Source organism: Paenibacillus sp. FSL M7-1455, from assembly GCF_038004655.1.
GTDB classification, from domain to species: Bacteria; Bacillota; Bacilli; order Paenibacillales; family Paenibacillaceae; genus Paenibacillus_AQ; species Paenibacillus_AQ cookii.
The window spans coordinates 2,710,731-2,725,314 of sequence record NZ_JBBORO010000001.1 but is presented as its reverse complement, the minus strand read 5'-3'; the positions used below and the strand labels follow the sequence as shown (position 1 = coordinate 2,725,314).

The following is a 14,584-nucleotide window of genomic DNA, read 5'->3' as shown; positions in this document are numbered from 1 at the left end:
TTCATCATATCTATTATAGCAATCTCTTTCTTGCAAACGCTACCGGTTAAACGGTAGATTTTCATCTTCATGTTCCGCCTAAAGCCCCTTGCATTGGCACCATTCACCATAATTCGGGACAAAATCCCATTTTCTTGGGACGGCTCAGCTATTTTCACGTATAATGAATGGAAGAAGATTGAAGAAGCCGAAATGGAGGACCTAAAGAATGGGATTGTTTTCTTTTATTCGCGGCCAGTTTATAGAAGTCATTGAATGGACCGACAACACCAATGAAATCGTTCATCAGTTTCCGGTATACGACAAAGCGATCAAAATGGGCGCCCAGCTCACGGTTCGCGAGTCCCAAGCCGCCATCTTCCTGAACGAGGGGCAAATCGCCGACGTGTTCGGTCCTGGAAGATACATACTCAGCACGGAGAACATGCCGGTTCTGACGGCATTAAAATCCTGGAAATACGCATTTAACTCGCCGTTTAAGGCCGACGTCTATTTTGTGAATACCCGGAATTTCACCGACCAAAAATGGGGCACCACCAACCCGATCATGATGCGCGATCCGGAATTCGGCGCCATCCGCATGCGCGGTTTCGGAAGCTATGCATTCCGCGTGCAGGATCCGGCGTTGTTTTTAAAGGAAATTTTCGGTACCCAATCGTCTTTTACGGCCGACCAGATCGGAGGGTACCTGAAATCGGTCATCGTTTCCGGCCTTACCGATCTGATCGGCGAAGCCAAAATCCCGATCATGGATATCGCGCTTCATTACGACGAGCTGAGCGCCGCCGCCCAAACCAAGCTTGAGCCGATATTCAACGGCATGGGGCTGTCGCTCTCGGGATTTTTCATCGAAAACATCTCCCTCCCGGAAGAGGTCGAAAAGATGATCGACCGCAAGTCTTCCATGAATATCGCCGGAAATTTGGACCAATACATGAAGTTCCAGGCAGCCGAGTCGCTTCGGGAAGCGGCAAACAATCCGGACGGCGGGCTTGCCGGAACCGGCGCGGGCCTTGGTGCCGGCATGGCGATGGGCCAAATCTTCGGCCAGGCGATGAACATGACCCCCGGACCTTCCGCTCCGTCTCCGTCGGCTGCGCCGGCCCCTTCCGCCGCGGAAACGACGGAGCCTTGCGGTTCCTGCGGGCACGGGCTGAAACCGAGCGAGAAGTTTTGTCCGGAATGCGGCACGCCGAGACCCGAAAAGAAATTTTGCACGGAATGCGGCGGCGCGCTTGAACCCGGCATGAAGTTTTGCCCGAATTGCGGCACGAAGGCGTAAAGGAGGTCGAAGATGACGGTAGAAGCACCGATTCGTTTCCCATGTTCCGGATGCGGCGCGCAGATGGTGTTCGATGCCGAAAGCCAGCAGATGAAATGCACGTATTGCGGGCAGCTGGCGCCGATCGATCTTCCCGAGGAATATGAGGAGCCCGTCGAATACGAGCTGGATTTTTCGGACGAAAACGATGAAGCCTTAAGGGATTGGGGGACGGAGCAGCAGGTCATCAAATGCGAAAGCTGCGGCGCCGAGACGCTGATTCCGGTTCAGCAGACGGCGCTCACGTGCGCGTTTTGCGGTTCTCCCAAGGTGCTGCCCCAGGGCAGCGACGATAGCATCCGGCCCGAATCCATCATCCCCTTCCATATCACGAAGGAAAAAGCCAACGAATTATTCCTGAAATGGAAAAAGAAAAAGTGGTTTGTGCCGAACGCGTTCAAAAGGCAGCATACCCATTCCAACGTGACTGGGATTTACGTGCCCTTCTGGACCTTTGACGCCCAAACGCATTCCGATTACGAGGCTGAAGTCGGGACCCACCATTACCGGACCGAAACGCGGACGCGAACCGTGGACGGCAAAACGGAAACGTATGAGGAACAGGTTCGTTATACCGTGTGGCATTCGACCAGCGGTTCGTACAGCCAATTTTTCAACGACGTGCTTATCCCTGCTTCCAGCCGCCATGACGGCAGAATCATCGAACGGTTCGACGATTTCAGCCTTGAGGATCTGTTGCCGTACAAACCCGAATTTTTGAGCGGCTTCGTGGCCGAACGATATAACGTTTCCTTGCGCGACGGGTGGTCGGAGGCGAGATACCGGATCGATCAAGCGCTCGAAAGCCGGATCAAAAGCAAAATCGGCGGGGACGAGATCCGGAATTTGGAGATCGACACGGGGTATTACGACAGGACGTACAAACATATTTTGCTGCCTTTGTGGAATGCGACGTATACGTTCAAGAACAAAACTTACCATTACATGGTAAACGGCGAGACAGGCAGCGTCAGCGGCAAAGTGCCGCGCAGCGGATGGAAAATTACGTTTTTTATCCTCTTTTGCGCAGCCATCGCAGCGGGCATCATTTGGTATCTCAATTTATCTTAAATGCGCAAAAAAGACCGGTCAGCGGAAACATCCCGCGCCGGTCTTTTCGGTTTATTGCTTCATGCCCGTGATTTCCGCCACGATTTCGTACGAACGCAGACGGGCCTTGTGATCGTAAATGGCCGAGTTGATGATCATTTCGTCCGCCTGGGTTTCGTCGAGGAACGCCTGCAGCTGGCGTTTGACCTGATCGGGATTGCCGATGATCGCGGTCGTGAGCCTGCTCATGACGATATATTTTTCCTGTTCGGTCCATAAGCCGTCCATCGATTTGACCGGAGGCGGCAGCTGTCCCGGCGTGTTCCGGATCATGCTTAAAAATTGCTGCTGGAACGAAGTGGCGATAAACTCGGCTTCCTCCGTCGTATCCGCCGCGAACACGTTGACGCCGACCATCGCATGCGGCCGCTCCAAATCTTCCGATGGCTGAAACTGCTCGCGGTATTGCGTCAGCGCAGGGATCGTATATTCGGGCGAAAAATGGCTCGCGAACGAAAACGGCAATCCCAGCCTTGCGGCGAGCGCGGAACTGAATCCGCTCGAGCCGAGCAGCCAAATCGGCACCTTCTGCCCTTCCCCCGGAAATGCCCTTACGCGTTTGTATCTGGAATTCGGGTCAAAATATGCCCGCAGCTGCTCCAATTGCTCGGGGAATTCCGAGCCGTCCGCGCGCACATCGCGGCGCAGCGCCATGGCGGTCACCTGGTCGGTTCCCGGAGCCCTGCCGAGCCCGAGGTCGATCCGGCCGGGATACATCGCTTCCAGCGTGCCGAACTGTTCGGCGATGACAAGCGGCGCATGGTTGGGCAGCATAATGCCTCCCGATCCGACGCGGATCTTTTCGGTTCCGCCCGCCACATAGCCGATGACGACCGAAGTTGCGGAGCTGCCGATCCCCGGCATGTTATGATGTTCGGCCAGCCAATAACGGTGATATCCCCAGGCTTCCGCATGCTGGGCGAGGCTCATCGTGTTTTTGAACGCCTCCGACGGCGTGCTGCCCACGGTTACCGGGGCCAGGTCCAAAACGGAGTACGTGATGTCGTTTAGTTTTTTGCTTTGAACACGTGAATCCATGTTCTTCACCTCGATTCATTATTGGAGAAGCTTGCGCATTTCGTTGACTTGGTGCTGCCTTACCTTTTCGGGGGTCACGTCGTTGCCTTCCGGATCCACGATCGTGATCCCTTCAAAGGATTTGAGCACCTGCCCGCGGATTTCGCGCAAATAGTCTTCGCGAAGCACCTGCTGTTCCACGCGCTCCGCGTTCGTTAAGCCGACCTCGCGTTCTTTTTTGGCCAACTCGTTAATGCGCGCCAACGTCGGTATCATTTGCATTCCTTCTTTCTTTTTTGCAGCCGGGATCCTTGGATGTCCTTTTGCATTGTTATTTTATTCGCGTATCACTTTCTTAAATGACCATGGTATCCTGCACCCATGCCTTTAGCGATTCTAGTTTGCCCGCAAAACGTTCCGCCTTCATCTCTTCGGCCAAATCCGCTACGGTTTTTTTCTTCAGAACCGATTTCCAGGCATTTTCGGCCTCTTCCATCAGATCGGACAACAAGCAGCAGCGGTCCTCTTCCCTCAGTTCAAGCATGTCGCACAAAATCCCGCTCGAGGAATAAAGCGTCTGCTGTCCCTCGATCGCAAGATAGACGTCGTAAATGCGAATCTCTTCGATCCGTTTCTTCAGCTTGAACCCGCCTTTGATTCCGGGCACGGAAGCGATCAGATCGGCGCTGACGAGTTTGCGCAGCAATTTTTGGAAATAGCTCGCCGAAACGCCAAGCTGTTGGCTGATCGCCTCTCCGGGAAGCACCGCTTTGTCCGGCAGCATATTCAGCAGTAATATGGCATAGACGGATTGCTCAACGCCCGTTTTCATGTGCATGAATAAAGTCACCTTGCCTCATCTTGTATAACATGGATATTGTTTATCCGCTTTATACATTATATACGATCCGCCGTGTAAATCAACCCCGTCCTCCCTGCACGACCCAAAAACCGGCACGGGGAAACTCCCCATGCCGGTCTGTATCGCTACTTGATGTAATTATGGCTGACCAAGTCGTTTGCAATGGCCTCGGTCGGAATCTCGAATTCCACGGAACCCATATATCCCGGAGCTACCTCGTATTTGTCGAAGACGATGACGAGTTTGCCGTTTTTATTGATGTAGAAGTTCTGATCCTTTTTGATCGCTTTGAATTCATCCGTCGGCAGGACATCGGAAGCGCCGTGCACCCAATAAAATTTGTCCGGATTGTCCTTCATCTGCGACTTCATCTGTTCTTTAATATTGCCGCTGATCAGCCGGATATACTGATCGTCCTTGAACAGCATCGGCAGCGTGATGAGGATCTGGTTCTTTTTGTCGATGGTGTCCAGCTTTAATTGCTCGGAAGACGAGCCCGCGCTTTCGACGACATAACGCTCGATGGACAGGATTTCGTCCGTGTCGGTTTTGATTTCGTAGCCGGCATCCACGTTCAGGTGGCCGCCGCCTTGTTTCTTCAATGCCTCGATTTCGGTTTGGAACTTGTCGAAGAGCGCTTTGTTTTCCTTCATGTATTTTTCGTTCAGCCCGCTCTCCAGCGCCTTATTGTCCAGATTCGTCACGGCGGGTACTTTGATATTCGCGCCGTAGTTTTTTTCTTCAACCACGTATTGTTTAAGCGTCAACACTTGGATGACCCGGTCCATGCCCGGGATGGCCGATAAAGCGTTCGCGACGGCGGGACTGGCATTGATCGTGACCAGGAACAGCAGCGCCGCGGCGCAAGCGCCGGAAATCCATCGATATTTCACGCGTTTTTGCTTGCGGTTGCGCAAGGATGTATTTATGGCCCGATCCACGATCATGTCCAGCTCGTCCGGAATCGGGATGTCGTCATACTCTTTTCGCAAATGTTTCATGTGTTTGTTCATCTTTGTTTGATCTCCTTTGAGGGTTCGTCATCCATCTTGATCCGCATGACCCGAAGCGCCTGATACAGCCTCGTTTTGACCGTATTCACGTTTTCGCCAAGCACGGCGGCCACTTCTTCGATTTTCATGTCTTCAAAATACCGCAGCACGATCACGCTTCTATATTTCTCGGGAAGCTCTTCCATCGTCCGTGTCAAATCGAAATTCGTATAATCGTCTTCGGTACCGGAAACATGCATGTCGATCGTTTCGTGATCCATCGTCCGTACCTTTTTGTTCCTGCGGAGAAAATCGAGTGCGGTATTGACCACGATGCGGTAAAACCAGCTTTTGACCGCTTCCGGATCCTTCAGTCCGCCGATATGGGTCATCGCTTTATAAATCGAATCCTGCACGATATCGAGCGCATCTTCTTTATTTTTCACGTAACTGTACGCGAGCCTGTACACATTTTCTTTATGCTCTTTAATGCATCGCGTCAGCAGCTTTTCCATTTTCCTGTTCAACATGTCGTATTACCCTTCTCTGTTTAGTCGCTGGCGGGGAGGACGTGATCCCCGTCCCCGCTTTACGGAAGCAAGACGTACGAAGGGGCGCAAAAAGTTTGGCGGTTGCGAAAAAAAATTTATTTTTTCTGCGCCAGAACGGCCTCCGCAAGCATGGAAGCGTAAAACGACGCACCGCTTCGTTTCAAATGCACGCCGTCGTGGTAGAAATAACCGTCCTTGCCTTCGCTTGCCGAATACCAGTCTACTACCGTCACGTTCCCGAATTCATTGGAAACTTCTGCAATATCCGCATTGACGGCATCCTGCCATTTCCGAGGGACCCGGGTATTCACCAGCAGGATCTGCTTGTCCTCTCCAAGCGTCTGCAGCAGGGAGCGCAGCTGCTTTTTGCTAAAAGGCCCGTTGGTGCCGAGCTCGATTATGATCCGGTCCCCGAGCCGCCCTTGTTCTTTTAAGCGGGCGACAACATCAGCGGCCTGGCGCATCTGCCGCCCTACTTTGCCGTCCACGACGATGCCGGGAAGCTTTTTTTCCAGAAAAGGCGCCGCGTCCAGCATAACCGAATCCCCGATTGCGGTAATGCCTTGGCCGGAAGGTTGCGAAACGTTCTCTGCCGGGTTTTCCGCCTTTTCCAGCGGCTGGAGTTCAGCAGATTTTTCTCCGTTGGCCTGGGACGACGATGCATCCTGTGAAGGGCGGTCCGCAATTTGAGCGTCAACCGGGTGTTCATATTCATTTTCGGACGCCGGTCCCTCATGGGGTTGAACCTGTTCGGCCGGCGCCCCATCCGCTTCGACCAGATGCGCGGCCGGCTCGTGCGTATTCAGGGCAAAACGGCCCCAGGCCGCCGCTACCAAAACCGCCGGAACGATAACGCATAACATGACGGGACCTAAACGCCGTTTCCGGGCAAAAGACGGTTGATTTCGTTTCATATGGAATCCTCCTCTACGCAGTGGTTCTTCGATACATTGGTAGGAACATGCTGCCAGAAAAAAACTCAAGAACAGCTGGAACAAGATGCGAAGGGCGTTGGCCCCTCCCGTATCGACCTCGGGGGTCGTTAAAATAATGACGGGAAAATGCCAAATATAGAGGCTGTAAGATCGGACCCCGATCCAGCGCAAAGGCTTGCAGCCCATCACTTGGCCGACCCGGCTTGCAGGATGCGCAAGAACCGCGATGACGGCCGCGGAAAGGACCGCGATGCCAAGCAACCCTCCCCGGTACAGGAAATCGTCATATTCGCCCGTCCGGTAGATGAGTGCCGCTAGCGCTATGAGTCCCAGAAAACCGGCGATGTCCAGCATGACGCGGGCTCCTGCCGTCACTCTATCGCTCAGCTTCCGGCTTGGCCAGACCACGGCCAGGGCAGCCCCGATCAGGAGCGCAAAAGCCCGGGTATCGGTTCCGTAATAAACCCGGCTCGGGTCCTCGCCCGGTATGTATATGCCGAACATAGCCAGTGCCGAAACGCAGGCCAATGCCGCAATCATGAGCGCCAGTTTGCCGCGCCGGGGAAAGATGTGCATACCTGCAACCAGCAGCAGCGGCCAGACCAAGTAAAACTGCTCTTCGATGGCCAGCGACCAAAGATGCCCGATCGGCGATGGCGGGCCGAAACTTTCGAAGTACGATACTTTATGAAAGATGAGCCACCAATTATTCGCATAAAATACGGAGGATAAAAAAGCCCCCTTTAAGCCTTGCAGTCTCCCGGGCTCGATGCATAACAGCCATAAAGCGACGAACCCCAGCATGGCAAGCATCGCGGGGAGCAGTCTGCGGGCCCTGCGGATCCAGAAATCGATGAGATTCAGCCTGCCCCGGCTTTGCCATTGCTGGATGATTTGATCCGAAATGAGATAACCCGAGATGACGAAAAAGATGCCGACGCCGATAAATCCGCCCTGCGCCCATTTGGCGTTCCAATGATAGGCCATAACGGCGATGACGGAAAATGCCCGTAATCCGTCGAGTCCGGGCATATACCGCTTGCCCTCGGCCGGTCTTCGGGGCATCCAACCCCGTGGTTGCCGGTTGCTGTTAACCTTCATGTTGTCGATCATAGCCATTCATCCTAACCTTTCATTTGTTGTTCATAGACAGGACGCCGGGACATATGCGAAAAGTTGGTGGAATTAACTGGAACATCCATTAAATGATAAAAAAGGCATCCCGAGCAGAGTTGCTGTCGGAATGCCTTTTGTTTTTGTAACGAAAAGACAGGGGTTTGAGAAGTTACCGCTGAATTTCCGCTTGCAGAATATCGGATACGAATTGAAGAGGAACATACAGCTTGTTTTGCTGAAGCACGGGCGCGGCGTTTAATGCTTTTGGAGCCGTTTTGGCGAAAAAGTATGCGTTTTGGCCCACGGTTACGCGCGTAAATTGTGCCCCTTTTCTCAGCTCGGCCGTTTTGGCGGACGGATTCCACTGGAGTTCGTATCCCAATTGCCGAGCTGCGTCGCGCAAAGCCACCATCTCGATGCCGTGGGCATTTTTATATTTTGCGGTCTTTTTCAAGTCCAGTTTCCGGGCCGCTTCCGGTTTTGTTTTCAAGCCCGTTTTCCCTTTCAGGTCGAATCGAAACTCCGGCGAGCCGATATACCCCGGCCCAATGCTGTACTTCGGGAACACGACGACCAGCTCGCCGTTTTCGATATAGAAGGTTTGCTCCTCGAACGTTCCTTTGTAATCCTCCAGGAAGTATTTGTCGGGATCTTTTTTCATTTGCGCAAGAATGTCGGCATCGAGTTTTGCCTTGTAATCGTCCCCCAGCAGGTCGGAGAGCGTCACCCGCTCGGCTGCGGCAGCATTTTTCACGTTGTACGTATCGATCCGCGGCATGCTTGTTCCTCCCGCGAACCCTTCGGTAGTCACCACCAACGAAATGATGCCGGCCGGGGTTCCGGTGCCGTCAGACTTCAGGCTGTAGGTCATATACAGCTCGTACGGACGGTATTCGAGATGGGCCGATTTCGCTTTTGCGGCCGCATCCGCGGCATTTTTCTCCCAGTTCGCCAAATCTTTTTGGGCATGCGACAAAATGATGTCGTTCATTTCATCCTGATAGCGCCGATCCAGCATCCCGGAGAGTTGGGGCACTTGGATGTGAGCCTTCAGATTCCCGTTTGCCGACTTCAATGTTTTCTCCTGTACCTTTACGCCTTTCGCTGCCGGAACTCCCGTTTTCATGTTAACCGCTGCCGGGGCAGGGGCTTGCACGGAAGCCATGGCATGGACCGGCACACCTGCCGCGCTGATGCCTAGAATAGCCGCACAGCCTGCCGCGGTTAACGCCATTTGTTTGATCGTTTTCTTTTTCATATCTTTTTGTCCTCCATCTCTCTATTCAAAGTGTCTTTTGCTCGCACTCATGGGCTAGGACGCAGGAGAAGAGGCAAAAAGTTTGGAAAAAATAAAAAAACGTCTCGCGACGTTTTCAATTTCCCCAGCGGACGGACGCGTCTCCCTTCCGATCATAGGCCTGGGCCCAATAATATCCGGGGGCCGTGATGCGTCTTGGAGCAAAACCGATCTCCCCCGACGGGGACGACACGTTTTCCGAGCTTGCGCGAAAGGAACCCGTGGCGGCAGCCGTGCCGTTGACGTATTTTCCCGCCATGTAGGTGAATCTTCCGGATACTTTTGCGCCGCCGATCGCCTCCCCGGTTTTCAAATCCGCCACTTGCAGGGAAACGACCGCTTTAGAACCGTCATATTGAAGCTCCATGCCGGACACGATCAACGGTTTTAAGGAAGTATGTTCCGTTTTCGCTTTGATCGGGTCGCTTGGCGGTCCTTCGTTTCCGGAAGCGTCCACGGCCGTAATTCGATATACGTATTTCGTGTCGGGCAGCAGGCCCGCGTCCCGGAAGCTGAGTTTGGTGGATACGCCAGCCAAATGCGCTGCGTCCAGCGGAAAGTTCGTGCTGGTCCCCCGGTAAATGCGGTACTCCTGAACGGCTGCGTTATCCGCGGCCGCACCATAAGCTAGGTCGATGCGCTGATAGTCGAACACGGTTGCCTTCAGCGCTCCCGAAACGGCCGTGGGCGGCTCGGTGTCCGGCGGTGCCTGCCAAAAGACCGCTTGGGGTCCCCAGACGGAAGGAAGCCTCCGAAGCGAATCATAATGGTGCACGGCGATGCCCCCGAAAGCCGGATTCCCTGCAAAAGCAGCGTACACTTTCTCCAGCTCCGCCTCCATATGCTGCCTTCCTTCCTCGCTAAAGCTGATCGTTTCGGGATCTCCGCCGTCGGCGATGTCTTTCGTTTCCACGCCGATCACGACGGAATACGGTTTTCCGATCTTATTGGCATACTCGATTTCGCCCCGCGCCTGTTCGATGATCCCGGCCGTTCCTTCCGCCTGATCGCGATAGTCCATGATGGAGATGTAGTCCAGCGTATCCTGAACATGTTCAGAAAGCGGTTTCAAATCACCCTTCCAAACTATATCCGTAGCATCCGCGGAAGTGTCGAACCAGCGGGGAATGGCCGCCCCGACATGCAAGGACAAGCCCGAGGCTCTTTTGCGGTCCATCAACGCTTGGAGCATATCCAAGTATTGCACCTGTACCGAAGGTTTGCCGCTTTTGAAATCAGGCAGGCTGTACGGCTCGGTATCGATGTTGACCCCATCGAACCGTTCATGCTCGCCGGAGGACAAGTTGTAATTCAAGATCTGTTCGAACTCGGCTACCGCCTGCTCCCGATACCTTTCATAAGCCCCGAAATACGGAGGGGTCGTGCCGCCGGCAATCAAAGCCTGAACCCGATAACCGCGATCATGCGCCCACCCGATAAATTGGCGGACTTCCGGGCGTTTGTCTTCCAGCATGCGAATGCCGTTATAATTGCCTACGGCCAAATACCAGGTTCGGATCGGGTCTTGGCCGAACGTGTCCGTATCGGTCGACATCGCATCCAATACCGTCCTTGCGCCCGGGTTCAATACGAGCGGATAGGACTCGTTTTCCCATATCCATAACGCCCGGTCTTGACTGTATACGTCTTGGGTTACCGCAGAAGAAGCGTCTTGTTCCATCTCCGCGGAACCCCCGGCTTTGACGTATAGGGTCGGGCTGAACCCGATATTTCCGTTTACGTCTTCTGCCCTCGCTTCCAAGCTATTCACCCGGCCGGACACGGACCGGGTATCCCAAACCAGCGAATATCCCCTTAGGGACGGATTGGCATCCTCCCACTCCCCGCCGTTGATCCTCACCTGAACGCGCGCGATAGCATTTTTGCCGGAAACCCCGACATCAACGGCGGTTTCTCCCTCGGCCAACTCCTGCTCGGTGGGGCTGATCACCTCGACCCTTGGAACGTTCGCCTGCGGATTGTCCACCTCGATTAGCAGGAACGGAGACCATACCATGTAGCGGGTAGTTTCGTCCTTGCCTCTTGCCGCGAGTTCGATCGTACCGTCATGCTTCGAAAGGTCGATATCCGCATACCAGGTGCCCGCCTCCTCTCCTTCCATATGGGCGCTTGCGATCGAATCGCCGTTCACCGCGATTTCGATGTCATATACGCCGCTGTACGTTCCCGTCAAACGGGTGATTCCAGGGCCTAACGGTCCGCCGGCGCCGGGAGGATCGATCGAAATCTGCGCAGCGGCCGTTGCCGACGAAGGGGGAATGCAGGAGAGTGCCAGAAACACCATCAAAACCAGACAAATTCCGAGTTTGGCCAACCCTTTTTTACGGGTCCGGATCATTCCCCGTTTCTGTTCGGCTGCCATAAGTTCCTCACTTCCTTTGTCCATAATGCGAACGGCGTCGAAACGGCAACTAAAGCCATCATGCGTGCTTACCTTTAAGGCATTTGCTGTAGAATAAAGCGCTTACTTTTTCTTATTTTGGCCGGCGCTCCGTTAGAACCGGATCCGACAAAAAAATAAGGAGCGGAACATCAGGTTCCGCTCCTTTTCGCAAATACGCTTAGACATTGAATATTTCCAAAGCACGAAGCTCGGGCAAAATCCCGGACAAGTTCCCTATAAGTAAGGCTGGACCAATGCTTTTACCCGGTTGATGCCTTCCCACATATCGCCCGGCCCATCGTACACCAATGTAATCGGGCCCTCATAACCGCTGCTTCTGACCAGATCCATGCATTTCTTAAATTCCTCCTCATCCGGTTTGCCCTGGCCGTCCGTGATCGCTTTCGCATGGATGGATTCGCTTCGCGGGATCGTGGCCCCTAACTCCGCAAGCTTGCCTTCTCCGGCGAAGTTGCCGAAATCCGTTGTCAACCCAAGCCCTTCGCCACAAATGTCAAGCAAGGATATGCAATTTGCAGCCGTGGAAGCCAAATCATGAAAATTCTCGGTAACGATTCGGACCTGCTTATCCGAGGCGTATCGGATCAGGCGCTTCAGCTGCGCCGCCGCCAGCCGGACGGCCTCCGCGTCGGCCGGATCCGCATCGCCCGCGATAATGCGAATCCGTTCGGCGCCAAGGGCAGAGGCGACGTCGATCCACTTTTTCATCCATTCCATATCGGCTTCCCTGCGCCATTCGTCCGGATTCGTGAGATCTCCGTAATCGGCCAGCAAAGTGTACAAACGGATGCCCGACCGAACGATAGATTCGCGAAGCTTATCCAGGTAAGCGGTGCTTGTCTCCGGAAGATGGAAATGGCAAAGCTCCATCGCCTGAAAACCGTTCTCGCGGAGCAAAGCAGGCAAATCCAGCAGCGAGATCGTTTGCGGCTGCTCATCCATCGCGGTGCCTTGCGTTTTAGCCTCCTCATCCCAGTACGTCCAGCGGAGCGGGCCCAAATTCCGGTGCAAGCTCCAAGTCGTCAACGATAAAAACGGCATGCTCATACGCCTCCTTTATGGATGGTTTCCATCCTCTTCTTTCCGATTCAGCACGATTCCAAAATGCTTCAACAACGCTTGATGGTATTCCTCTGCCGATTGCGGTACCCATGATTCCACGCCGCCGGAACCGAAAATCCTGAACTCCTCCCCCGCTACCGTGTTCCTGCCTTCGGGGGTGCGGATAAAGACCATCGCGGATTGCGTAAAGATGGATTCGGGCGCATGTTCGCACCAATAGGAAGCCATCGCGTAATCCTGCAGCAGCTGCGGTTCCTCCGTAAACGAATACAACCGGCACCATTCCCCGTGTTTCCATTCGCAAAGCATCCAGCCGAAAAACGGATCCCGATCCAGGCGGTACCGTTCGTTGCCTGCCGGCTGCTCGATCCCTTCTGCCAGCAATAACGGGGTTACGGGTACGATGCCCCCGACGCCGACGTCGCATAAAAACGGGCGGCCTTCCGCTTCGACCCTTAGCACATGATGCCGCCGCATCGGCGGCGGATTCGGTTCGTCTCGCCAAAACCGCGCGAAATAATGCGTCACTTTAAATCCGATCTCCTCCAGCAACCAAGCAAACAGCGCGTTGAGCTCAAAACAATACCCTCCCCGGCGGCGGGAGACGATTTTATCATGCAGATCTTCAAGCTTCAGCGACAATGGCACGCCGTTGACGATGTCGAGGTTTTCATAGGGAACGTGGTAAATATGGCATTCCTGAAGACGGGCAAGCACGGCCGCGGTCGGTTCGACCGCTCCGTGGTACCCGATCCTGTTCAAATAATCCGTTGCCCGCGTCGAAATGCCGGTTACGTTATGATTCATGCCGCTAACCGAACCTCCACTTTCATAAAAATATACGACTTACAATACTTTTCCATAAGTATATGACCATCTCCTGCCGGAAAGACAAAACCAGCCGGGCAAAGATGCTCACGGCCGGTTTTATGTCATAAACTTGGTAATTCGCTTGTCTTGCTTACGACAATGCAGGATAAACAGCAAGAGCCCAAACCCCCGGCTTCAGGGAGGTTTGAGCTCTTTTGCACGTTTTGGCCTTGTTGCTGCGCCTTTCCTAATATCGCGGCTTCAGCAAGGCCGCCCTTTGGACAGGGACCCGGATTACACCGCCGTATACCCGCCGTCCACCAACAGGCTTGTGCCTGTAATAAACGATGCGTCATCGCTTGCCAGGAACAGGACGGCTTTGGCCACTTCTTCCGGTTTGCCGAGGCGTCCCATCGGGTGCAGCCCGACCAGATGCTGGGTGATCGCTTCGGTTCTGCCTTTGATCAGCGGCGTATCGATGTAGCCGGGGCACACCGCATTGATTCGAATGCCTTTGGCTGCATAATCGGCGCCCAGCGTCTGGGTGAGCAGCTTAACGCCGCCTTTGGCGGATGCATACGCGGTGACGCCCGCTTTGCCGACGTGGCTGTGGATGGAGCCGCAGTTCACGATCGCGCCGCCATGGCCCTGCGCAAGCATCTGTTTGATCGCATATTTGTCGCAAAGGAATACGCCGGTCAAGTTAATGTCGATCGTGCGCTGCCAGCTGTCGGAGGACAGCAGGTCGGCAGGACCGTCCTGCGCGATGCCCGCGTTTGCGAACAGCACATCCAGCTTCCCGTATTTCTCAACCGTTTGCTCCACCATGCGAATGACATCCTGCTCATTCGTCACGTCCGTTTTCACGAACAACGCATCAGATCCGGCTGCATTCAGTTCATCCGCCACCGCTTGTCCGCGTTCCGAAAAATCGGCAATCACGACTTTTGCGCCTTCGGCGGCAAACATTCTGACGGAGGCTTCCCCGATGCCGCTTGCTCCCCCGGTAACCACGGCCACTTTATTTTCGAATTTCATTGATCTCGCTCCCATCTTAGATTCATTTTGAAACACATGCTCGAAGGT

General features: G+C 54.1%; 13 protein-coding genes. 2 read left to right on the top strand and 11 right to left on the bottom strand.

Annotated features, from left to right (window positions below):
• Positions 1 to 208 precede the first annotated feature (208 nt).
• Entirely contained in the window at positions 209 to 1,282 is a 1,074-nt protein-coding gene (locus tag NYE48_RS12530) for an SPFH domain-containing protein (protein WP_340998935.1), read from the top strand.
• Positions 1,283 to 1,294: 12 nt separating this feature from the next.
• On the top strand, positions 1,295 to 2,392 hold the full coding sequence (locus NYE48_RS12525; RefSeq protein WP_212947473.1) for a hypothetical protein: 1,098 nt from the start codon (positions 1,295 to 1,297) through the stop codon (positions 2,390 to 2,392).
• 51 nt (positions 2,393 to 2,443) lie between these two features.
• On the opposite strand, the gene NYE48_RS12520 is transcribed toward NYE48_RS12525, so the two are convergent.
• From NYE48_RS12520 to NYE48_RS12470, 11 genes are all read right to left on the bottom strand, one after another.
• Positions 2,444 to 3,469 (bottom strand): LLM class flavin-dependent oxidoreductase, encoded by a 1,026-nt coding sequence (locus NYE48_RS12520; RefSeq protein WP_212947474.1) that lies wholly within the window; start codon positions 3,467 to 3,469, stop codon positions 2,444 to 2,446.
• 18 nt (positions 3,470 to 3,487) lie between these two features.
• On the bottom strand, positions 3,488 to 3,724 hold the full coding sequence (locus NYE48_RS12515; RefSeq protein WP_197070036.1) for a DUF896 domain-containing protein: 237 nt from the start codon (positions 3,722 to 3,724) through the stop codon (positions 3,488 to 3,490).
• A 79-nt stretch (positions 3,725 to 3,803) separates the two neighbouring features.
• Entirely contained in the window at positions 3,804 to 4,286 is a 483-nt protein-coding gene (locus NYE48_RS12510) for an RrF2 family transcriptional regulator (RefSeq protein WP_340998934.1), read from the bottom strand.
• A 149-nt stretch (positions 4,287 to 4,435) separates the two neighbouring features.
• On the bottom strand, positions 4,436 to 5,323 hold the full coding sequence (locus NYE48_RS12505; RefSeq protein ID WP_340998933.1) for a DUF3298 domain-containing protein: 888 nt from the start codon (positions 5,321 to 5,323) through the stop codon (positions 4,436 to 4,438).
• Positions 5,320 to 5,832 (bottom strand): RNA polymerase sigma factor, encoded by a 513-nt coding sequence (locus tag NYE48_RS12500; protein WP_340998932.1) that lies wholly within the window; start codon positions 5,830 to 5,832, stop codon positions 5,320 to 5,322. Before NYE48_RS12500 ends, NYE48_RS12505 begins: the two co-directional genes overlap by 4 nt.
• A 116-nt stretch (positions 5,833 to 5,948) precedes the next feature.
• The gene (locus tag NYE48_RS12495) at positions 5,949 to 7,901 is read right to left on the bottom strand and encodes an acyltransferase family protein (RefSeq protein WP_340998931.1); all 1,953 of its coding nucleotides are present in this window, start codon (positions 7,899 to 7,901) and stop codon (positions 5,949 to 5,951) included.
• Positions 7,902 to 8,073: 172 nt separating this feature from the next.
• Positions 8,074 to 9,162 carry a stalk domain-containing protein gene (locus NYE48_RS12490; protein ID WP_340998930.1) on the bottom strand — a complete coding sequence of 363 codons (1,089 nt, stop codon included), beginning with the start codon at positions 9,160 to 9,162 and terminating at the stop codon, positions 8,074 to 8,076.
• A 115-nt stretch (positions 9,163 to 9,277) separates the two neighbouring features.
• A complete protein-coding gene (locus NYE48_RS12485) occupies positions 9,278 to 11,584 on the bottom strand; it encodes an Ig-like domain-containing protein (RefSeq protein ID WP_340998929.1) in 2,307 nt (768 codons plus the stop codon).
• Between the two features lie 255 nt (positions 11,585 to 11,839).
• A complete protein-coding gene (locus NYE48_RS12480; RefSeq protein WP_340998928.1) occupies positions 11,840 to 12,667 on the bottom strand; it encodes a sugar phosphate isomerase/epimerase family protein in 828 nt (275 codons plus the stop codon).
• Positions 12,668 to 12,682: 15 nt separating this feature from the next.
• On the bottom strand, positions 12,683 to 13,495 hold the full coding sequence (locus tag NYE48_RS12475) for an arylamine N-acetyltransferase family protein (protein ID WP_340998927.1): 813 nt from the start codon (positions 13,493 to 13,495) through the stop codon (positions 12,683 to 12,685).
• 297 nt (positions 13,496 to 13,792) lie between these two features.
• A complete protein-coding gene (locus tag NYE48_RS12470) occupies positions 13,793 to 14,536 on the bottom strand; it encodes an SDR family NAD(P)-dependent oxidoreductase (RefSeq protein WP_036715530.1) in 744 nt (247 codons plus the stop codon).
• Between the last annotated feature and the right edge of the window lie 48 nt (positions 14,537 to 14,584).

Coding starts and splice junctions, on each gene's coding strand:
- NYE48_RS12530 (WP_340998935.1), top strand. CDS start 209: ATGGGATTGTTTTCTTTTATTCGCGGCCAGTTTATAGAAGTCATTGAA.
- NYE48_RS12515 (WP_197070036.1), bottom strand. CDS start 3,724: ATGATACCGACGTTGGCGCGCATTAACGAGTTGGCCAAAAAAGAACGC.
- NYE48_RS12490 (WP_340998930.1), bottom strand. CDS start 9,162: ATGAAAAAGAAAACGATCAAACAAATGGCGTTAACCGCGGCAGGCTGT.
- NYE48_RS12475 (WP_340998927.1), bottom strand. CDS start 13,495: ATGAATCATAACGTAACCGGCATTTCGACGCGGGCAACGGATTATTTG.
- NYE48_RS12480 (WP_340998928.1), bottom strand. CDS start 12,667: ATGCCGTTTTTATCGTTGACGACTTGGAGCTTGCACCGGAATTTGGGC.
- NYE48_RS12500 (WP_340998932.1), bottom strand. CDS start 5,832: ATGTTGAACAGGAAAATGGAAAAGCTGCTGACGCGATGCATTAAAGAG.
- NYE48_RS12520 (WP_212947474.1), bottom strand. CDS start 3,469: ATGGATTCACGTGTTCAAAGCAAAAAACTAAACGACATCACGTACTCC.
- NYE48_RS12510 (WP_340998934.1), bottom strand. CDS start 4,286: ATGCACATGAAAACGGGCGTTGAGCAATCCGTCTATGCCATATTACTG.
- NYE48_RS12525 (WP_212947473.1), top strand. CDS start 1,295: ATGACGGTAGAAGCACCGATTCGTTTCCCATGTTCCGGATGCGGCGCG.
- NYE48_RS12505 (WP_340998933.1), bottom strand. CDS start 5,323: ATGAACAAACACATGAAACATTTGCGAAAAGAGTATGACGACATCCCG.
- NYE48_RS12470 (WP_036715530.1), bottom strand. CDS start 14,536: ATGAAATTCGAAAATAAAGTGGCCGTGGTTACCGGGGGAGCAAGCGGC.
- NYE48_RS12495 (WP_340998931.1), bottom strand. CDS start 7,901: ATGATCGACAACATGAAGGTTAACAGCAACCGGCAACCACGGGGTTGG.
- NYE48_RS12485 (WP_340998929.1), bottom strand. CDS start 11,584: ATGGCAGCCGAACAGAAACGGGGAATGATCCGGACCCGTAAAAAAGGG.